Raw genomic sequence first — 21,103 nt, 5'->3', positions numbered from 1 at the left:
AAAATATTGGGTTTAATGTTTCCAATTGCGCTGATTTCTCTTAAAATATTGAAATAGCAACAAATTATCGGAAGCATATTTCCTTAATTATGTTTAAATATCCGCCTTGCCTAAAATAAAAAATACCTCAATATTATTTTGCCGCCTATAGCCGCAAAATGGAGAGGGACAATGAAGCATCGCGTAATTAGTCATGCCTTTGTAAAGTTTCTTTCTAGCACAGCAATTATTACAATCAGTAGTTTTATACTGAAGACAGATCCGGCTTTGGCGGCCTGTTCGTTTACCCCCACATCTGGAAACGACACATATATCTGCGATAGCGGAACATCAGTGGGCGGTTTGACTGATACGAACGGCAATAACACCTTGCTGTTGCCTTCCGGTGGAAGCGGAACAGTCAACGGCAATGTCACATTCGGTGCAGGAACAGACCGGATAGAGGTTCATTCCGGCACGATAGCCGGCAACGTTATTCAGGGCGACGGCGCGGATGCGTTTGTGATTTCCGGTGGAACCGTCACCGGTAATATCCAACAGGGCATTGGTATTGACGATTTCCGCATGACCGGGGGCGAGATTGGCTCGCTCAATCAGGGTGATGCGCTGGATACGTTCTTCATGTCTGGCGGCAGAATTGTCGATGCGTTTGATGACGGTGATTATGCCGTGATGACGGGTGGCCGTATCGGTCGCGTCAACATGAAACTCGACAACAATTATTTCAATATGTCCGGCGGCACCATCGATCGCAATCTGGTGGCGGGGTTTGGCAATGATACGATCATTATTTCCGATGGCATGATCGGCGGCAATATCAGCGTCAGCGGTGGGACGGACAGTGTCACGATCACTGGCGGGACGGTGGCCGGTGACGTTCTTATGAGCTTCGGCAATGACCAGTTCACTTGGAATGGCGGCGGCATTGTCTATGGCAATATCGATATGGGCGCGGACAGCGATACGGCCGTGCTTGCCAATCTGACAGATGCCAATATTGGCGCAACCAAGCGCCTGACCGGCGGCGACGGCGTCGATGCACTGACATTCGATAACGTCAAGACCGGCAAGGTTGGTCGGTTTGACAGTTGGGAGACGATCAATCTCACCAACGACACCCGCTTGACTTTCGACACGACCCTCACCTTGGGCGATGCCGGAACAGGCACTGGAACGCTCAATGTCGATGCTGCCAGCACGATCTATGGCGGATCTGCACAAAGCGGCATCAATGCGTTTTCGCCCAGTCAGCTTGCTTCGGTTTTCAACGCCGGACGTATCGATCTGACCAATGGTGGCTCAAGCACAAGCGATACCTTCACCATCAAGGGCAACTATACCGGTCAGAACGGCCTTCTGTTCGTTGATACTGTGCTGGGTGCCGATGCATCGCCATCAGACAAACTGGTCATTGATACGGGTAACGCATCCGGCTCAACCGGTATCGTGGTCAACAATGTTGGCGGCGCTGGCGCATCTACCGTCTCTGATGGCATCATGGTTGTTGAGGCGCTCAACGGCGCAACGACAACTGGCGGTGCGTTTTCGCTTAACGGACGCGTAGCAGCCGGTGCTTACGAATATTTCCTGTTTAAGGGTGGCGTTTCCGCCAATACCAATGAAAACTGGTATCTGCGCTCGACGCTGGTCAGCGGCAGCCAACCTGCCCCTGTTGTTCCGGAAGAAAACCTGACGCCTGAAGCGCCGGAAACTTCCGCGCCTCCACCAGCACTGGAACAGCCGCCAGCACCATTGCCGATCGATCCGAATGATCCCGATCCCGAGGATACGTCTGCTCCGGTAACGGAAAACTCGCCTCAACCAGAGGCACCTCCGGCACCACCTCCGGCTGAGGCTGCAAATCCACCGGCCACCTCCAACGGGCAGGCAGCAACGCCGCAGATCGGGTTTGAAGGGGCCGTCCCGCCATCGCCGGGGGCCACGCGTGTGGAAGGCGATGTCGTTCCGCTCTATCGCGTCGAGGTGCCTGTCTATTCCGCTTTGCCTCCGGTCGCGCATCATCTGGCACTCACGACGCTCGGAACATTCCATGAGCGCCGTGGCGAACAGGATCTTCTCAGAAGCGGCGGCTATTTGCCTGCGACCTGGGCGCGTTTGTTTGGGCAGGATATCGATACGAAGTGGAAGGGCACTGTTGCACCGGGTCTTGATGGCAAGCTCTTTGGTATTCAGGCTGGTCAGGACCTTTGGGGCCGTGAAACAGATAGCGGCCATTCCGACCGCTTCGGCCTGTTCTTCGGTTATACCCGTGTGACAGGTGATATTACAGGTCAGGCGCTCGGCTGGAATGATCTTGCTGTTGGCGATCTGGAAATGACCGGCACCAGCTTTGGCGGCTACTGGACCCATATCGGTCCGCAAGGCTGGTATCTCGATGCCGTGCTGATGGGCACATGGTATGGTGGCGATGCAAGCTCGAATGCGGGACAGAGCATTGATATTGATGGCCATGGCGTGACGGCTTCGCTTGAAGGCGGCTACCCGATTGCGCTTAGCGGGAGCTGGACGCTGGAACCGCAGGCACAGCTCATCTGGCAGAGCCTTTCACTTGATGATCAGGCAGACCGTTATTCATCGGTATCGTTTGATTCAGACAATGCCTGGACCGGGCGCATCGGAATGCGTCTGCAGGGTGCTGAGGATACATCCATCGGCAAGCTGCGACCCTATCTGAAGGCCAATCTCTGGCAGAACTTCTCGTCCGATCAGACTGTGCGCTTTGCCACCGATCCGATTGTGACGGACCTGAAAGGCACGTCTCTGGAAGTTGGCGGCGGCCTGACCCTCGACATCACCGAGAAGGCAAGCCTTTATGCGACTGCCGATTACACCACCAATCTCGGTGGCGAACGCAACCGCATATGGGAAGGCAATATTGGTTTGAATGTGAAGTGGTGAGAAGTTCAGTCGCACTCTGTGATTTGATGCGGGCCGCGGCTTCGTTAACCGACTTGCTGCGGTCACATCCGCGTGATAGTTGCGTCTCCTGCAAATCCTAAAGCATGTCACCCAAAAGTGGGAACCGATTTTGGGATAAAGACATGCTTGAAAACAAAGACTTAAAGCCGTTCCAGTTAAGACTGAATCGTTGGAACCGCTGTAACTATTTGTTTTTACGCATTATCCTACGCAAAACTGCTTCGCACTTTTGCTGGAAATGCTTTCAAGCGTGTCATGCGGATATGATGAAATGCGACACGCTTTAGGAGCACGCCATGGAACGACTGATCGAACACAGCCTTTTCGCCAGTCGCTGGCTGATGGCACCCATGTATATAGGCCTCGCTTTGGCGCTGGTCATTCTGGTGTGGGTTTTCATGGTCGAGCTATGGCATTTAGCTTTGATCATCCCGTCAATGACGGTCAATGATGCGGTTCTTGGTGTGCTGGCTCTGATCGATCTCAGCCTTGCCGCCAATCTTCTGATGATCGTGATCTTCGCAGGCTATGAAAATTTCGTCAGCCGCATGGATCTCGCCGATCACAAGGACCGCCCTGATTGGCAGGGTGAAGTCGATTTCTCGGCGCTTAAGCTGAAGCTGGTTGCTTCAATCGTTGCGATTTCCGGTATCCATCTTCTCAAGGTCTTCATGGATGTCGCCAAATACTCCGCCGATCACATCAAGTGGATGGTCATCATTCATCTGGTTTTCGTGATTTCGGGCGTGCTTCTGGCTGCAATGGACTGGATTGCCAATCACGGCAAGACGCTGAAAAAATCCAAGGCATCCAAAGTCCAAGCCTAGGCTCAGGACCCATTAATTTAATGGAAATGGTGTGAGACCATTCGTTTGGATACGAGGAAAAAAGGCGAAGGAAATGTGGTTCATTTTCGAGCCTTTTTGACAAAGTGGCCGAGCGGATGGGCCACATCCTGCGGACACCGAAATGAACTGGCGATCCGCTTCGTCAAGCCGCTCTAACGGGGGAAAACACCCCGTTCTTCACGCCTTTCCTTGCATGTCTGGTTATTTCAGGTGCCATTTTCATCAAATTAATGAGTCCTGAGCCTAATCATGCAGTGATTGCGTCGGCTTCGCGCAGGCGATAGCCAACGCCTGTTTCCGTCAGAATGTAATGCGGCTGATCGGGAGACTTCTCGATTTTCTGGCGCAACTGGCGGACATAGATGCGCAGATATTGCACATCGGCCGCCGGTCCCCAGACATGACTTAGAATATACTGATGCGTCAGCACCTTGCCCGCGTGCTGCACGAGCAGGCGCAGGATTTCATATTCCTTTGGTGAGAGCTTTATCTCTGTCTCATCCAGTTTGACGATGCGCCTGACCAGATCGACCGACAGACCATCGCTTTGAAAAACCGGCTTTTCGCCCTGCTGATGCAACTTGTGGCGCAGAGCAACGCGCGTTCTTGCGGCCAGTTCCTTCATGCCGAAAGGTTTTGTCACGTAATCGTCGGCCCCCGTTTCGAGAGCCCGCACGATGCCTGCCTCATCGGTACGGCTTGAAAGAATGAGGATCGGCAGCGTCAGCCCCTGTTCGCGCCACAAACGCAGAAGCTCATGGCCATCCGTATCCGGCAGGCCAAGATCAAGCAGCACAAGTTCAGGCTTTTCGCTGATCAGAAGTGCCGATGCTTCGCGCGCGTTGGTCGCTTCGACCACGGCGTAACCTTCCGTCGTAAGTCCGACCCGCAGCAATTTGCGAATGGGGAGCTCGTCATCGACCACCAGAATTTTGGGCTTGGGGTCGTTCATATGGTGCTGTCCATTTCTTGAGCTGGCAAGGGTATCGCGATTGTAAAGCGGGCACCCGAACCCTCAGCCCTGTTTCCGGCCCGAATAGTTCCACCCATTGCTTCTGTGAAGCCGCGGGCAATGGAAAGGCCTAAGCCCGTTCCTGCCTGTACGTGATCACCCTTGCGAACGCGATAGAATGTATCGAAAATCCGTTCAAGATCGATCTCGGGAATGCCGGGACCATGATCGCTGATTTCAAGCGTCACACGGCCACGCTCGACATGTGCTTTAAGAGCGATTTCTGAACCCTGCGGCGCATATTTTGCAGCATTATCCAGCAGATTGAAGAGCACCTGCTCGAACAAAACCGCATCAAGCCTCACCATGGGAAGGTCGGTTGGCACCGCCACCTGAACTTTATGATGCGCCAAAATCTTGGTGGCACGATGAAGCGCTGTACCAACAATATCACCGAGATAATACAGCGACAGATTGGGTTCCATGGCGCCCGATTCAATCCGTGTCATGTCGAGTAGATTGGCAATGAAGCGATTGAGCCGCTCGGATTGTTCTACAATGGTCGAGAGCAATTCAGTGCGATCATTATCCGGCAGTGATCCAGAATAGTCGCGCAATGTGGTTGCCGCACCCATGATGCCCGCAAGCGGGGTTTTAAGATCGTGTGATATGGAGGTGAGAAGCGCCGAACGGAGCTTATCGGCTTCTGCTGCAAGCTTGGCGCGTTCAACATCGCCAACAAGTTGCACACGCTCAATGGCAATGGCTGCCTGATCACTGAGCGCTTCAAAAAGTCGTTGCTGTTCTGGCGTAAGAATTGGCCCCTGCCGATCATTGTCGAGACCGATCACACCGACCGACGTCCGCGCGGTTTTGAGCGGAAGATAAAGCCGTTTGGCGCCCGGCAGGGTATCAGCCCCGCGCCCGGCTGGCAGTTCATGCTCCCAGGCCCAATGCGCTGCTGCAATATCAGCATCGACAAGACTGTCATCGGGCGGATAGCCCGCGCGAACGGCGATGCTTTCGCCTTCCGGCAGCAGGATGACGACCCGTACCTTGAGCATGGAGGCTATCTGAAAGGCGGTCGCCCAAAGCACATCGTCGAGTGAGCCGGTTCCCGCGAGCTTTTTGCTGAACAGATAAAGGTCTTCCGTCATGTGTGCACGCTGGCGTGCGGTCGTGGCCTGTCTCTGGACGCGGCTTGCCAGATTGCTGGCAACGAAGCTGACAAGCAGGAAGAATGACAGCGCCACCACGCTTTCGGGATCGGCGATGGATAGCGTGTAGAGCGGGGAGAGGAAGAAGAAATTATAGGCAAATGCGCTTAAAACCGAGACAAACAACGCTGGCCATAGACCAAGCGTGACCGCAACACCGAGAACACCGACAACGAAAACCAGTGCGATGCTTCGCACATCGAGAAACTGATCAAGCAGAAGCCCGACACCAAGCGCGCAGGCTGTAACAAGAGATGCTGCGAGATAGGGCTTAACGTCGTATCCGGTTGAATGGCTGACGGTTTTAATGCTGCGGGCGGAACCGGCATTGTCGCGGTCAGCGGCAGCCGTGATATGAACGTCAATTGCGCCGGATTGGCGGATCAGTGCATGGCCGACCGAGCCTTCGATTGCCTCACGCCAGCGCGGCTTGGCCGATTTTCCGGCAACGATATGCGTAAAATTATGCGTCGAAGCATAGCGCACAAGCTCCTCGGCAATGCTTTGGCCGGGAATGATGATGGTCTCGCCGCCAAGCTGCTCGGCAAGTCGCATGGTTGCCGCAAGCCGATCCTTGGCTTCATCGGAAAGACTGGCGGAACGCGGCGTCTCGATGTGAATGGCAGCCCAGGGCGCACGCATCCGGTCGGCAAGCCGCCGGGCATAGCGGACCAGTGAAGCACTGTTTGTGCGCTGGTCGACCGCAACAAGCACCCTGTCACCGGCAGCCCATGGTCCCTGTATGGCATTGGCGCGCATGTGGGTCAGCAATTGCTCGTCAACCCGCTGCGCAGTGCGGCGAAGTGCCAGCTCACGCAAGGCAGTTAGATTGCCGGGAGAGAAATAGTTGCGGATGGCGCGTTTTGCGGTTTTGGGCAGATAGATTTTGCCCTGATCGAGCCGCTTGATGAGATCATCCGGCGTGAGATCAATCAGTTCAATATCGTCGGCCCGGTCAATAATGCTGTCGGGCACGGTTTCGCGAACGCGAATGCGGGTAATCTGCGCCACCACATCATTGAGGCTTTCGACATGCTGGATATTGAGCGTGGTATAAACATCGATCCCGCGTGCGAGAATTTCCTCGACATCCTGATAGCGCTTGGGGTGACGGCTGCCCGGCGCATTGGTATGGGCCAGCTCATCCACCAGAGCCAGTTGGGGCTGTCTTTTAAGGATCGCGTCAATGTCCATCTCATCGAGCCGATGGCCATGATAGGAAATTTCGGTGCGGTCGATGATTTCAAGCCCATCGACGAGAGCTTCGGTTTCCTTACGCCCATGCGTCTCGACAACGCCGATCACGACATCAACGCCGTCAGCCTTGCGCGCGCGCCCGGACATCAGCATTTCATAGGTCTTGCCGACGCCGGGAGCTGCTCCCAGAAATATCTTCAGACGGCCACGCGTTTCGCGCTCTGCCTGTTCAAGCAGCGCATCGGGGGAAGGCCTTATATCGCCAAGGCGAAGATCGTCCGATACCAAGCGTTGTTTCCTCAAAATAAGAAGGCGGCGGGAAAACCCGCCGGTAGAGCGGTTCCAGTTTTAGCAGAATCGTTGGGACCGCTCTATTTCTTTGTTTTCACGCATTATCCAACACAAAACCGCGATGCACTTTTGCTGGAAATGCTTTGATCTACTCTAGTTACTACTCGTTCTGTCCAGAACAAGATTGAGCTTCAGCACATTGACCACCGGCTCGCCCAGAAAACCAAGTTCGCGCTGTTCGATCTGCTGTTCGACGATACCGCGAAGGCTTGCTTCATCAAGGCCGCGCGCGCTGGCAACACGTGGCACCTGGAAAAGGGCTGCTTCCGGCGAGATTTGCGGATCAAGCCCGCTTGCCGATGTTGTGACGAGGTCCATCGGCACCTCAGCGTTGGGGTTGCCCTGTTTGAGCGCATCCGCATCGGCTTTGATGCGTGCAATCAGTGCCGGATTGGTTGGCCCAAGGTTGGAGCCACCGGAACTGGATGCATCATAGCCTTCCTTGCCTGCCGCAGAAGGACGGCCATGGAAATAGCGGTCGCCTGCAAATTTCTGCCCGATCAGTTCGGAGCCGATTACCTTGCCGTCTTTCTCGATCAGGCTGCCATTGGCCTGTTGTGGAAAGATAGCTTGTGCAAGACCGGTCATGCCAAGCGGATAGATCAACCCGGTGATGACGGTAAGAGCAACGATCATGACGAGTGCTGGACGAAGTTGTTTCAGCATTTTCTAGTTCCTTAAACCAGACCGAGGGCAACTATGGTCACATCAATGGCCTTGATGCCGATGAACGGAACGATGACACCGCCAAGTCCATAGATCAGCAGATTGCGAGACAGCAGCGCACCTGCTCCAACGGGCTTGTATGTGACGCCCTTCAGCGACAGTGGGATCAGCGCGACAATGATGAGTGCATTGAAGATGATCGCCGAGAGGATCGCGCTTTGTGGCGTTGCAAGCCCCATGATGTTGAGCGCGCCAAGCTGCGGATAGAAGGCGAGGAACATCGCCGGGATGATCGCAAAATACTTGGCAATATCATTGGCAATCGAGAAGGTCGTGAGCGCGCCGCGCGTCATCAGCAATTGCTTGCCGATCTCGACAATCTCGATGAGCTTGGTCGGATCGCTGTCGAGATCGACCATATTACCGGCCTCTCGCGCGGCAACCGTGCCGGTATTCATGGCAACACCAACATCGGCCTGCGCCAAGGCTGGCGCGTCATTGGTGCCGTCGCCGCACATGGCCACGAGCTTGCCTTTGGCCTGTTCCTCACGGATGAGTTCGAGCTTGTTTTCAGGCGTTGCCTGCGCCAGAAAATCATCGACACCGGCTTCCGCAGCAATTGCAGCTGCGGTCATCGGATTATCGCCGGTGATCATTACCGTGCGGATACCCATACGGCGCAATTCAGTGAAACGCTCGCGGATACCACCCTTGACGATATCCTTGAGGTGAATGACACCAAGCAGGCGTCCATCCTTGCTGACGGCCAGCGGCGTTCCGCCGGTTTTGGCTATGGTATCGGCAATGGCTTGCAGTTCATGGACGGTCTTCTCATCCGACGTTGTATGTTTAAGCACGGCATCAACCGCGCCCTTGCGGATTGACGATCCATCAATATCGACACCACTCATCCGGCTTTGTGCCGTGAAAGGCACGAAACTGGCATTGAGGCTCTGCATATCGCGGCCGCGCATGTCGTATTTTTCCTTGGCCAGCACGACAATGGAACGGCCTTCCGGTGTTTCATCGGCGAGCGAGGCCAATTGTGCGGCATCGGCAAGGGCCAGTTCATTCACACCGCTAACCGGCATGAAAGCGGTTGCCTGACGATTGCCGAGCGTGATGGTGCCGGTCTTGTCGAGCAGCAGGGTGTCAACGTCACCGGCAGCTTCCACCGCACGACCAGACATCGCAAGCACATTGAAGCGCACCAGACGGTCCATGCCGGCAATGCCGATTGCTGACAGAAGCGCGCCGATTGTGGTGGGGATCAGCGTTACGAAAAGAGCCACCAGCACGATGACGGGGATATAGCCGCCCGCATAGGAGGCAAAGCTCGGAATTGTCACGACGGCCAGAACGAAGATCAGCGTCATGCCTGCAAGCAGGATGTTCAGCGCGATTTCGTTTGGCGTCTTCTGGCGTTCAGCGCCTTCGACAAGGCTGATCATCTTGTCGATGAAAGTCGAGCCCTGTGCTGCCGTTATGCGAACCTTGATCCAGTCGGACAAAACCTGCGTACCGCCTGTAACTGCAGAGCGGTCGCCACCCGATTCACGAATGACCGGGGCGGATTCGCCGGTGATGGCTGCTTCGTTGACGGACGCTACACCTTCGACGACTTCGCCATCCGATGGAATGATATCGCCTGCTTCAACGATCACCACATCGCCGACCTTGAGGCTTGTGCCAGGCACAGTCGTAAAGTCTTTCTGGCCTATATCACCAAGCAGTTTGGCCTGAGTTTCCGTGCGGGTGCGGCGCAGGGATTCCGCCTGTGCCTTGCCGCGACCTTCGGCAACAGCTTCGGCAAAATTGGCAAACAGCACCGTGAACCAGAGCCACAGCACGATCTGGAACGAAAAGCTGATACTGGCTCCGCCGGTCGCAACGTCCTTCAGCAGAAGAACGGTGGTGAGCAGCGAGACGACCGCCACGACGAACATGACGGGATTGCGCGCAAGGCTCTTGGGGTTGAGCTTGCGAAAAGAATCGCCGATGGCGGGAATGAGGATGCGGGCATCAAGCATGCCGGTTTTAACTACTTTGGCGGATTGGGACTTGCTCATAGGGAACTCCAGAAAAGCGGACCCAGAAATTCTGCAGCAAAGACGATCATCAGCACTGCTGCGAGGATTAGGAGAATGAGGTTTGATGGGCTAATCATTGAAATGTCTGCCCGTTAATCATCGCAAGATGTTCAGCCACAGGTCCGAGCGCCAGCGCAGGGAAGAAGATCAGACCACCCACAACGAGAATGACACCAATCAGAAGGCCGACAAAAAGCGGTCCATGGGTCGGGAATGTCCCGGCAGATTCGGGCGCTGATTTCTTGGCAACCAGTGAACCCGCAATTGCCAGTGCCGGAACGATGACCAGAAAGCGGCCCATCAGCATCGCAAGGCCGATGGTGATGTTATACCAGGGTGTGTTGCCCGAGAGGCCGCCAAAGGCCGAGCCGTTATTGGCCGTTCCTGACGTATAGGCATAGAGGATTTCCGAGAAGCCGTGCGGTCCGGTATTGGCAATCGATGCGAGGCCGGTCGGAATGACCGAGGCAATAGCGGTAAAGCCAAGGATCGACAGTGGCAGGCAGAGGACGGCAAGCATGGCCATCTTCACTTCTTTGGCCTCGATCTTTTTGCCCAGATATTCCGGTGTGCGTCCGACCATCAGACCCGCAACGAAGATTGCGACGATCACAAACAGAATGATGCCGTAGAAACCTGCGCCCACGCCACCGATGATGATTTCGCCCAGCATCATGTTGATCATCGGGATCATGCCGCCAAGCGCCATCATGCTGTCATGCATGGCGATAACCGCACCGCAGGACGCAGCCGTTGTGACTACAGCAAACAATGCCGACATGGTTATGCCGAAGCGGGTTTCCTTGCCTTCCATATTGCCGCCATCAATGCCAAGCGCATGGATCAGCGGGTTGCCCGCAGCCTCTGCCCAATAGCAAATGGCAACACCGGCCACGAAGAGCACGCCCATTGCAGCGAAGATCGCCCAGCCCTGCTTTTCATTGCCGACCATGCGACCAAACACATTGGTAAGGCCTGCACCGATGGCAAAGATCGCGACCATCTGGATCATATTCGAGATGGCATCGGGATTTTCAAACGGATGTGCGGAGTTGGCATTGAAGAAGCCACCGCCATTGGTGCCGAGCATTTTGATTGCAAGCTGCGAGGCAACTGGCCCAAGCGCGATGACCTGACGCGCACCTTCCAGTGTGGTGGCTTCGACATAGGAGCCGAGCGTTTGCGGCACACCAAGCGCCACAAAAGCCAGTGTCATGACGATGCATAACGGCAGCAGAATGTAGAGAATGCAGCGTGTGAGATCGACCCAGAAGTTGCCGAGGGTCTTAATGGATTTGCGAGAGAAAGCGCGAATGAGCGCAATCGCAATGGCCACACCCGTTGCAGCCGAAACGAAGTTCTGGACCGTAAGGCCTGCCATCTGGGTGAGGTAGGACATGGTGCTTTCGCCGCTATAGTTCTGCCAGTTGGTGTTGGTCACAAAACTTGTTGCCGTGTTGAAGGCAAGGTCCGCAGGCACATTGCTCATGCCCATCGGGTTGAAGGGCAGGGAACCTTGCGCGCGCTGCAGAAAGTAAAGAAGCAGGAAGCCCGCGAGATTGAACAGCAGCATGGCGGCCGCATAACTCGTCCAGTGCTGTTCCTCGCGCTCGCTGGTACCCGCCAAGCGAAAAAGCCCCCGTTCGATGGGAACGAGGACAGGCGATAGAAACGTGCGCTCGCCAGTGAAAACGCGCGTCATATAGCTGCCAAGCGGCTTTACGACCGCGATGATGATCCCGCAAAAGATGAGGATCTGTATCCATCCATTGATTGTCATGGTTTTTCCCAAGCCTGATTAGAGCGCGTTTCGATCTGATTGAAACAGATCCGCGCTCTAAATCTTTGGTTTAACGCGCATCGTATCCGAAATTGGCTTCCCACTTTTCGGGATGCGCTCTAGGCTCAAATCGGCTGCTTATTCAGAACCGTTCCGGACGAATGAGCGCGTAAAGAAGGTAGGCGGCAACGAAAGCCGCAACCAAGGCGCCTGCGATATATTCAATCAGCATGGCGGGTTCCTCAAAGCCTCTCGCAAAGACGCAAATAGCCAAACAGCATTGCGAAGAATGCGATGCCGATACCAAGCACGGCGATATCCATTGTCATTTCTATTGCCCCCGGCCTGATTGCCTGTGGGGCTCCCTGTTTCACAGCGGGCATTATGCTGCCGCTGTGCATAGGGTTTCGAGAGAGGGGAAAAGGCTGAAATATAAAAAAGTCATATATGTTTTGGCGTCGGGTGAGGGCCAGAGCGCATCCCGAAAAGTGGCGACCTGCTTTCGGAACAAGATGTGCGTGAAAACAAAAAAGCGCGCCGTAGGGAACGACACGCTTTAGATTTTGCACTTTGCGGATGCGTTTTAAGGGTTCAGATCGTCAAAAGCCTTTGTGATCGCATCTTTCGGGCTTTTGCTGGCAATAAGGCTTGCCAGAAGAATACGTGCTTGACCGGGGCGCAGGGTCTGTGAATGCACAGCACCGGCTGCAACCAGATCATGACCGCCACCACCGCCACCATAACCTGGCACCAGCACGCCCGTTGGAACGCGGCTTGAAACCACGACCGGGATATTGCGTTTTGTGCATTGCTTCACGGCTTCAACGATGGTCACATTCGCGTTGCCGGAACCGAGCGCTGCCAGCACAATTCCATGGCTTCCCGCCTGAATGCTCGCCTGAAGATGCACGTCATCACAACCCGGATGGATGGCCACGATATCCACACGCGTTCCGCTGACAGATGCAGGAAGGCGGATTGCATCTGGTCTTTCCAGATCGCGCACCGACCGGAACGCATCGGCGTGATCACTGCTGAACTTGAATGCGCCCCATGCAGGCACAATCCGGCCGCCAAAGGCGATAAGCACGCCTTTTTCCGCATTGGCCGGGTCTGCAGCCAGATGGATTGCGGTCGTCAAATTGGATGGACCATCCGCATCGGGGTGATCAGCGGTGAACTGTGCGCCGGTGAAGATCACCGGCTTGCAAAGATGGCGCTGCAGATGCACGAGCAGCACCGTTTCTTCCATGGCGTCAGTGCCATGCAACACGACAACGCCATCGATTTCCGGGTCCGCGATCTGCGCTTCAACAGCATCGCTGATGGTCTGCATGTCGATCAGCGTCAGGCTGGATGAATCCTTCGCCATCAGATCGATCGGACGCAATCGTGCGTCGACATGGCCCAGTGTTGCAAGCAGATCGTCGCCATTCAGCGTCGGCGTGCTTGCGCCATCTTCCCCGCGTTTGCTTGCAATAGTTCCACCGGTGGCGATGACCGCCACCAATGGTTTGAATTGCCTGTTATTCACTCTTTCCCCTCACTCAGCTGCTTTTCTTTGTATCAGCCGCGCGTTGTTCCGCCAGACGATAGATTCGGTCTCGCAGACAATACCAGCCAATAACCAGTGCGGGTATAATGATAATCAGCGAACCAATCGTATAGGAGCCAACGGGGTAATCCGCAGCCATCAGAACCAGAACGCCGAAGAGGAACAGAAGCGTCAGAATGCCGGTGTAAGGTGCGCCGAACATGCGGAAATCTGGACGGGCAATTTCACCCTTGCGTGACCGATGCCAGAGTTTGAGCTGGCAAAGGATGATCACACCCCAGGCGGTGATGATGCCGAGCGAAGCAAGATTGAGCGCAATTTCAAAAGCTGCGGCAGGCACAACGGCATTGAGTGCAACACCGATTGCGGTGACGACAGCGGTAACGGCAATGCCGCCATAAGGCACGCCGTTCTTGTTCATCTTGGCAAGTGCTGCGGGTGCGGAACCCGAGACAGCCATTGAGTGCAGAATGCGCCCGGTCGAATAAAGACCCGCATTCAGCGATGACAGAACCGCAGTCAGCACGACGAGGTTCATGATGATATCTGCACCCTGAACACCGATCTTGCTGAAGAAGGTCACAAACGGGCTTTCACCACCCGAATAAAGTGTATGCGGCAGCAACATGGTGAGCAGCAGAACCGAGCCGACATAAAAGACGATCAGGCGGAAAACGACGGTGCGGATTGCGCCCGGCATGATCTTGCGCGGGTCTTCGGTTTCACCCGCTGTCGTACCGATCAGCTCGATCGAGGCATAGGCGAAGACGACGCCCTGTATGATCACGAGCGCGGGCAAGATGCCGTTGGGGAAGAAACCGCCGCTCTCACGAATGAGATGGAAGCCGGGCTGATGACCGTCAATCGGTGTGCCGGACACGACGAAATAAATGCCGACGATCAGGAAGATCACCAGTGACAGCACTTTGACGAGGCTGAACCAGAATTCCAGCTCACCGAAAACCTTGACCGAGAGCAGGTTCATCGAAAGCACGAGGATGAGCGCGGTCATTGCAAACATCCATTGGTCGATACCTTCAAGCCATGGAACATAATGCTTGAAGAAATTCATATAAAGCGCGACGGCGGTCACGTCGGCAATCGACGTCATGGCCCAGTTGAGCCAGTACATCCAACCTGCCGCAAAGGCCATCTTCTCGCCGTAGAACTCACGGGCATAAGAGACGAATGAGCCGGAGCTTGGGCGATGCATGATCAGCTCGCCAAGTGCGCGCAGCACCAGAAATGCGAAAAAGCCACACACGGCATAAACGAACACAAGTGACGGACCAGCCTGTGCCAGACGTCCGCCTGCACCCAGAAACAGACCCGTACCGATTGCTCCCCCGATGGCAATCATCTGGATCTGACGCGGCTTCAGCGCTTTGTGATAGCCGCGGTCTTCTTCGGTGAAGACTTCGCGTTCGGCCGGTGTGGCCTTGATAAATTCCGTTGTCATCGCTCCTCCCTGAGAGCTCAGTTTTGAATAAAGGCTATAGCTTTACGCAGTACCCGCAACGAAGAACGGCATTTTTGAAACAGTCAGATACATGGAGCTCGTGCACGGCCGGCAATGTATCTTTTGTTTTAATTGAAAGCATTGTTGAGAAAAGAAACCTCACCACCCCAGGGGAGCAGGTTTCTGAACATGCTTCAGTTCGTTCCCGTTGCATTTTCTGTAAAGCTGCATGACAGATTTAATTGCGGCTTTAACGCATATCAGAAAACACGAGTCAAGTTCACAACTGTGTTGACGGCTGCCGTAAGGAGGAGTAACCGAATTAAATCTGTCATGCTGTCAGACAGATGTAACGTTTCGAGTTCAGGAGGACAAAGTGGTCGGAACGCGTGTTGAACATGATCTGCTTGGTGCAAAGGAGGTGCCCACAGATGCTTACTGGGGCGTCCATACGGCGCGAGCAGTGGATAATTTTCAGATCACAGGCGTAAGCATCGGGCGTTATCCTTATCTGGTCCGCGGCCTGACTTTTGTGAAAGAAGCAGCAGCGCTCGCCAATCACGAGCTGGGCCTTCTAAGCCGCCAGCACCTCGATGCAATTGTCAATGCCTGCCGCGAAATTCGTGACGGCGCGTTGCACGATCAGTTTGTCGTTGATGTCATTCAGGGCGGTGCGGGTACATCCACCAACATGAATGCCAACGAGGTGATTGCCAATCGTGCGCTGGAATTGCTTGGGCATGTAAAGGGCGATTACGCGCATCTGCATCCCAACGATCACGTCAATCTCAGCCAGTCCACCAATGATGCCTATCCGACTGCCATCAATGTCGGGTTGATCGAAGCGATTGATGAACTGGCTGATGCGATGGAAATTCTTCAGGCATCGTTTGAGCGTAAAGCGCGCGAATTCGACAAGATGCTGAAGGTTGGGCGCACGCAGCTTCAGGACGCTGTTCCGATGACACTCGGCCAGGAGTTTCGTACCTTTGCGGTGATGCTCGGCGAGGATCGCTTACGGCTTCTGGAATCGGCAAAGCTTCTGCACGAGATCAATCTTGGTGCCACGGCAATCGGTACCGGGCTTAACGCGCCGAAAGGCTATGCAGCGCTTGCCTGTGAGCATCTTTCGCGTCTGACCGGCCGCCCGCTGGTCACAGCCAGCGATCTTATTGAAGCAACTCAGGACCCCGGCGCCTTCGTGCATCTTTCAGGCGTGTTGAAGCGCGTTGCCGTCAAGCTTTCCAAAACCTGCAACGATCTGAGGCTTTTATCGTCCGGTCCGCGTGCTGGCATTGGCGAAATCAACTTGCCCGCCGTTCAGGCAGGCTCCAGCATCATGCCGGGCAAGATCAATCCGGTAATCCCGGAAGTGGTCAATCAGGTGGCTTTTGCGGTTATCGGCAGCGACATCACGATCACAATGGCAGCCGAAGGCGGTCAGTTGCAGTTGAATGCTTTCGAGCCGATCATCGTGCGCTCTTTATCTGAAAGCATCAGTCATCTTGGTGCTGCCTGCCGCATTCTTGCAGAACGCTGCGTGGATGGCATTACCGCCAACCCGGAAATCATGGCGCGCCGCGTGGAAGAATCCATCGGTCTTGCCACAGCGCTTAATCCGCTGATCGGCTATTATGCTGCCACCAAAGTTGCGCAGGAAGCGCTTGCCACCGGTCAGACGGTGCCTGAGGTCGTGCTTGCGCAGGGACATATGACCGCTGAGCAATTGCAGCAGGCACTCAAGCCTGAGCATCTCGCCAATCTGGTGGTTGAAGCCTGATAACCGTGTGAAAGGTTCGCCTGATCTTTACTCCGGCGAGCCTTTTTCTTTGGCGATGATCGTGGTGACGGCCAGCTTCACCTGTCCGAGATGGTTCTGCATAGCAAGCCGGGCCTGTTCCTCAGAACCGGCCTTGATAGCCTCGGCAATCTGGCGATGCTCGATGTTGGAAGCCTCACGCCGACCGGCCATCAGATTGACGAGTTCCGACTGGCGTGAAAGTGCGACGCGGGCATCTGCGACGATCTTCGCAAACATCGCGTTGCCTGACGCCAAAGCAATCATGCTGTGAAACTCGGTATCGAGCAGCACCCATTTATGCGGATCGGTCTGCTTGTCCATGCGGTCGCAAAGATCGATCAGCTTGGCCAGTTGCTCTTCAGTATGGCGGAGGGCTGCCCAGCCAGCTGCCGGCACTTCGATGAAAGGGCGAGCTTCGATAAGATCGCGCGCGGAATAACCGCCATAGCTCAGTTCCGGTCCGGGGGCAGCTTTGAGTACATAAGTGCCGCTGCCGGTGCGTGTCTGGGTGAGGCCAAGTGTTTGCAGAGAACGCAGCGCCTCGCGCACGATGGGGCGGCTGACACTGTATTTTTCGGCTAATTGGGCTTCGGAGGGCAGACGTGTTCCAACGATCAGCCGTCCGGTCGTAATCGCAGAGCGGATATCCTCGAACACGATTTCAGCCGCACTTTTCCGATTTACCGGGCTGCTATTGGCCAACCATTCAATCACGACGCCGAACTCTCCCACTTCTATGCAACTTGTCTAACAGCTAGGCAATTTATGTCAGCAGGGCAACAAATGTTTCAAGCAAGTTGTGGGTTTAAGCGGAACTTGGACCACGTCTCCCAAAAGTGGGAACCGGGTTTGGGAGACATGCTAGAGTGTGTCGCGCTTAATCGCACCATGGCGCTCGCTCTAGATTCTTTTAACTGTCGCATGTTCGCGGGAGCTCAAATGAAGCCATTTGAGCGCGACATGCTTTAGCGTTTGAGGGCGTGATAGCGTCCGTGATGATAGACGAGCGGCTCTCCCTCGCCAGTGACGATCTTGAGCGCACGACCGATGACGATGGCGTGGGTATGACGCTCAATAATCTCTTCGACCTCGCAATCGATAGAGGCAAGCGCGCCTTTCAGTGCCAGCGCGCCGCTTTCAAGCGCATACCATTCCGCACCTTCATAGCGCGCCGTACCCTTTTCGCCATTCCGGCCTGCAAAACGGTCGGCGATTGCCTGCTGCTCGCCCGAAAGAATGTTGAGGCAGAAATGACGTTCTGCATTAATTGTCGGCCACACCGATGCGGTCAGATTGATATTGACGATGATTGTCGGCGGTTCGACGGAAAGAGCGGTCGCAGACGTGACGGTTGCGCCGGTCTTGCTATCACCGGTTCCTGCGGTCAACACGCTGATGCCGGCAGCAAGCTGTCGCATCGCAGCTTTCAATTCATCCGCCGTGGCCGTATCGGGGCGTGAATCAAGCGCTGCTGGGTTCAGTCTGTTCGGGTGTGCCATCAATCATGCCAACCGGAAACCTTGGTAGCGCTTCCGGCCTTTTGTTTGGGGGATATAAATATTGCAGCCGCACCGTATGCTTGAGGGAGGAGGGCGATGCGGCTGCTTTCTTTATGTATGCTTTATTTCAGGCCGAGCAATATTGAGATGATCACGTAATGTCGAGCCCGTATATTCAGTGCGGAACAGACCACGTTCCTGCAGGATCGGCACAACCTGTCTGTTGAAGTCTTCAAGACCGCCCGGGAAATAAGGTGGCATCACATTGAAGCCATCAGCAGCTTTGCCCTCAAACCATTCCTGCATTCGGTCGGCGATCTGCTCAGGTGTGCCAAGAACTATATGGTGGCCACGGCCAGCGGCGACGCGAAGCGCCAGATCACGGATGGTGAGATTCTCACGGCGTGCCAGATCGCGCAGAAGCTCTGCACGACTGCGAAGCTGATCGGAAATTGGCAGATCAGGCAGCGGACCGTCGAGATCATAATCAGCAAGGCTATGACCGATGCGCTCTTCGAGAAGCGGCATGGCGCTCTTGATATCTGTCCAGCGGTTCAGCTCCTTGAGCTTTTCCGCAGCATCGTCGAAACTGTCGCCGATCACCGGCATGAAACCGGGCATTACGGCAACGCTGTCCGGGTCGCGACCGGCTTTCGCCACGCGTTCCTTCAGGCTTGCATAGAAGGCCTGTGCTTCGGCAAGGCTTTGCTGTGCCGTAAACACAATATCTGCAATACGCGCTGCGAGATCCTGACCAGGGCCGGACGAGCCTGCCTGAATGAGAACGGGATGGCCCTGCGGAGAACGCGGAATGTTGAGCGGACCCTGAACCGAGTAATATTTGCCCGCATGATTGAGCACATGCACTTTGTTGGGATCGGCATAGACTCCGTTTTCCTTGTCTTTCGGAAAAGCATCGTCGTCCCAGCTATCCCAAAGACCGCGCACGACATCGACGAATTCCTCGGCAACGGCATAACGCTCGTCATGTTCAGGATGGCTTTTCGAAAAGTTGTTGGCGGTGCGGGCATACGATGTGGTGACGATGTTCCACGCAGCCCGTCCGTGGCTCAAATGGTCGATAGACGCGAATGCGCGTGCGGTATGATAGGGCTCGCCGTAAGTGGTCGAAGCGGTGGCAGCCAGGCCGATCTTGTCTGTGACCATGGCAAGTGCAGAAAGCAGGGTCAGCGGTTCAAAACGCGCAACCATCGATGGGTGAGCGTCAACGCCGCTGGTCAGGCCATCAGCCAGAAATATCATGTCGAATTTCGCGTCTTCCGCTTCTTTCGCCACGCGGCGCAGCAGATCGAAATTCTCGCTGCCCGCTTCTGCATCCGGGTGCCGCCAGCCCGAAACATGGTGGCCTGCGCCTTGCAGGAAGAGGCCGAGATGCATTTGTTTCTTGGTCATGTCTTTTACTCCGGGGATTGGTTGAGCCACGAGATGAGCTTTTGCAAGTCGTCTGCGCTGGTCATGGATTGGACGAGGTCCGGGATACCTGCAAAGCGCGGATCATCCTTCGTTGCGTCCTTGAATTTGTCGGTTGGATCACTGATGCTCGGCAGACCATCGACACGCTGCGAAAGCGTCGAGCCGTCCTTGAGCGTTACATCGATGATGACGAAGCGGGTCTTAGGATCGGGCGAGAGCCGCGGCGCATTCTCGTCATGGCGTCGTGTTACCTTCGCTGCAAGTTGTGCCAGATCCGCATCCACCGGACGATCATCGAAATGAGCAATCGCCAGCTTTCCGTCGCGCAGTGCAGCCGCAAAGATATATTCCGGGCTGAACCGCGCATCGATGCCCGTCACAGGCCAGGTCGTCACAAGTGCAGCATCGCCGCCGGGCGGAAAGGTAATCGAAACCGCTGCGATTTGATCGGGCTGCAAAGCTTTCTCATTGCGTAGTGCCAGAGCGCCAACGCCAACCGGATGGGCGGCGGTGCAACACGGGAAGGCTTTGAGTGTCAGTCCCGGCACGATGATCTGCCATGGCTCACCCCAGCCTTGCGTCACGCGCGATACATCGTCTGCACCAAAGGCGAAGGCTTGTAAAAACCCGATAGAACTATCAATGAAATCCGGCGCACCCTGAAACCCGGCTTCGGCCAGTCGGGCGGCAGTGAGACCTGCGCGCGCGGCAAATCCTGCATGAAGCGGTTTCGCATCATAGCCAAATTGCAGGCGAAGGCCTGCCGATTGTGTGGCGGCCAGACCGAGCGCAACGGCGGTGGTCGCAGCATCGAATTTGAGAAGATGCGCGATGGCTGCTGCAGCCCCGATGGTGCCGAGCGTTGCTGTTGCGTGAAAGCCGGTTTCATAATGCTTAGTGCCCATGGCAAGGCCAAGACGCGCCATGGTTTCAAGCCCGACAATATAGGCAGCAACAAACGCGTCAGCACGGACGTTGTTTTCATCTGTAACGGCCAGAAGGGCTGGGACGATGGCAATTGTCGGGTGTCCGCGCACGCTGCCATGCACATCGTCATAATCAAGCACATGGGCCGCATGGGCGTTGATCAGCGCTGCCGTGAAAGGATCGGCTGTGCCGCTACTTCCAATCAACGCGACATTGCCGCTGGCACCCAGAACCTTTCTGACAAGAAGCGTGCTGCGATCATTCGCTCCGCCAAGCGCACAAGCAAGAAAATCAACAATTGCCGTGCGAGCAACAGCGATTGCTTCTGGCGATGGCTCAGAGCCGACAATAGCCTGACTTAGGTTCTTGGTTACATGATCGGCCATG

General features: G+C 55.3%; 16 protein-coding genes. 3 read left to right on the top strand and 13 right to left on the bottom strand.

What is annotated here, in order from left to right; all coding sequences use genetic code 11:
- The first annotated feature begins 171 nt into the window (after positions 1-171).
- Together QBD00_RS10935 and QBD00_RS10930 are read left to right on the top strand one after the other, a co-directional pair.
- A complete protein-coding gene (locus QBD00_RS10935) occupies positions 172-2,919 on the top strand; it encodes an autotransporter outer membrane beta-barrel domain-containing protein (RefSeq protein WP_318579477.1) in 2,748 nt (915 codons plus the stop codon).
- A gap of 317 nt (positions 2,920-3,236) precedes the next feature.
- On the top strand, positions 3,237-3,767 hold the full coding sequence (locus tag QBD00_RS10930; protein ID WP_318579476.1) for a TIGR00645 family protein: 531 nt from the start codon (positions 3,237-3,239) through the stop codon (positions 3,765-3,767).
- Between the two features lie 268 nt (positions 3,768-4,035).
- On the opposite strand, the gene QBD00_RS10925 is transcribed toward QBD00_RS10930, so the two are convergent.
- The 9 genes from QBD00_RS10925 to QBD00_RS10885 form a co-directional block, all read right to left on the bottom strand.
- Positions 4,036-4,740, bottom strand: a complete 705-nt coding sequence (locus tag QBD00_RS10925) for a response regulator transcription factor (RefSeq protein ID WP_318579475.1) — start codon at positions 4,738-4,740, stop codon at positions 4,036-4,038.
- Positions 4,737-7,442, bottom strand: a complete 2,706-nt coding sequence (locus QBD00_RS10920) for a sensor histidine kinase KdpD (protein WP_318579474.1) — start codon at positions 7,440-7,442, stop codon at positions 4,737-4,739. The genes QBD00_RS10925 and QBD00_RS10920 overlap by 4 nt, the downstream gene beginning before the upstream one ends.
- A gap of 156 nt (positions 7,443-7,598) precedes the next feature.
- Positions 7,599-8,171 carry a potassium-transporting ATPase subunit KdpC gene (kdpC, locus tag QBD00_RS10915; RefSeq protein ID WP_318579473.1) on the bottom strand — a complete coding sequence of 191 codons (573 nt, stop codon included), beginning with the start codon at positions 8,169-8,171 and terminating at the stop codon, positions 7,599-7,601.
- Between the two features lie 11 nt (positions 8,172-8,182).
- A complete protein-coding gene (gene kdpB / locus QBD00_RS10910) occupies positions 8,183-10,240 on the bottom strand; it encodes a potassium-transporting ATPase subunit KdpB (RefSeq protein ID WP_318579472.1) in 2,058 nt (685 codons plus the stop codon).
- A gap of 94 nt (positions 10,241-10,334) precedes the next feature.
- A complete protein-coding gene (gene kdpA / locus QBD00_RS10905) occupies positions 10,335-12,041 on the bottom strand; it encodes a potassium-transporting ATPase subunit KdpA (protein ID WP_318579471.1) in 1,707 nt (568 codons plus the stop codon).
- 142 nt (positions 12,042-12,183) lie between these two features.
- On the bottom strand, positions 12,184-12,273 hold the full coding sequence (kdpF, locus tag QBD00_RS10900) for a K(+)-transporting ATPase subunit F (protein WP_036567035.1): 90 nt from the start codon (positions 12,271-12,273) through the stop codon (positions 12,184-12,186).
- Positions 12,274-12,283: 10 nt separating this feature from the next.
- Positions 12,284-12,424 (bottom strand): hypothetical protein, encoded by a 141-nt coding sequence (locus QBD00_RS10895; protein ID WP_191907238.1) that lies wholly within the window; start codon positions 12,422-12,424, stop codon positions 12,284-12,286.
- Positions 12,425-12,624: 200 nt separating this feature from the next.
- The gene (locus QBD00_RS10890) at positions 12,625-13,575 is read right to left on the bottom strand and encodes an asparaginase (protein WP_318579470.1); all 951 of its coding nucleotides are present in this window, start codon (positions 13,573-13,575) and stop codon (positions 12,625-12,627) included.
- Between the two features lie 13 nt (positions 13,576-13,588).
- Positions 13,589-15,055 (bottom strand): amino acid permease, encoded by a 1,467-nt coding sequence (locus tag QBD00_RS10885; RefSeq protein WP_318579469.1) that lies wholly within the window; start codon positions 15,053-15,055, stop codon positions 13,589-13,591.
- Between the two features lie 376 nt (positions 15,056-15,431).
- Here QBD00_RS10885 and QBD00_RS10880 point away from each other — a divergent pair, with 376 nt between their 5' ends.
- Entirely contained in the window at positions 15,432-16,835 is a 1,404-nt protein-coding gene (locus QBD00_RS10880) for an aspartate ammonia-lyase (protein ID WP_318579468.1), read from the top strand.
- Between the two features lie 27 nt (positions 16,836-16,862).
- On the opposite strand, the gene QBD00_RS10875 is transcribed toward QBD00_RS10880, so the two are convergent.
- The 4 genes from QBD00_RS10875 to QBD00_RS10860 form a co-directional block, all read right to left on the bottom strand.
- On the bottom strand, positions 16,863-17,570 hold the full coding sequence (locus tag QBD00_RS10875) for a FadR/GntR family transcriptional regulator (protein ID WP_134157583.1): 708 nt from the start codon (positions 17,568-17,570) through the stop codon (positions 16,863-16,865).
- A gap of 251 nt (positions 17,571-17,821) precedes the next feature.
- Positions 17,822-18,355: a flavin reductase family protein gene (locus tag QBD00_RS10870; RefSeq protein WP_318579467.1), complete on the bottom strand. Its 534-nt coding sequence runs from the start codon at positions 18,353-18,355 to the stop codon at positions 17,822-17,824.
- 111 nt (positions 18,356-18,466) lie between these two features.
- Positions 18,467-19,768 (bottom strand): LLM class flavin-dependent oxidoreductase, encoded by a 1,302-nt coding sequence (locus tag QBD00_RS10865; protein ID WP_318579466.1) that lies wholly within the window; start codon positions 19,766-19,768, stop codon positions 18,467-18,469.
- Between the two features lie 5 nt (positions 19,769-19,773).
- Positions 19,774-21,102 (bottom strand): MmgE/PrpD family protein, encoded by a 1,329-nt coding sequence (locus QBD00_RS10860; protein WP_318579465.1) that lies wholly within the window; start codon positions 21,100-21,102, stop codon positions 19,774-19,776.
- Position 21,103 lies beyond the last annotated feature (1 nt).

The organism is Ochrobactrum sp. AN78, from assembly GCF_029909885.1.
Classification (GTDB): domain Bacteria; phylum Pseudomonadota; class Alphaproteobacteria; order Rhizobiales; family Rhizobiaceae; genus Brucella; species Brucella quorumnocens.
This window is presented reverse-complemented; position numbering and strand designations above follow the sequence as displayed.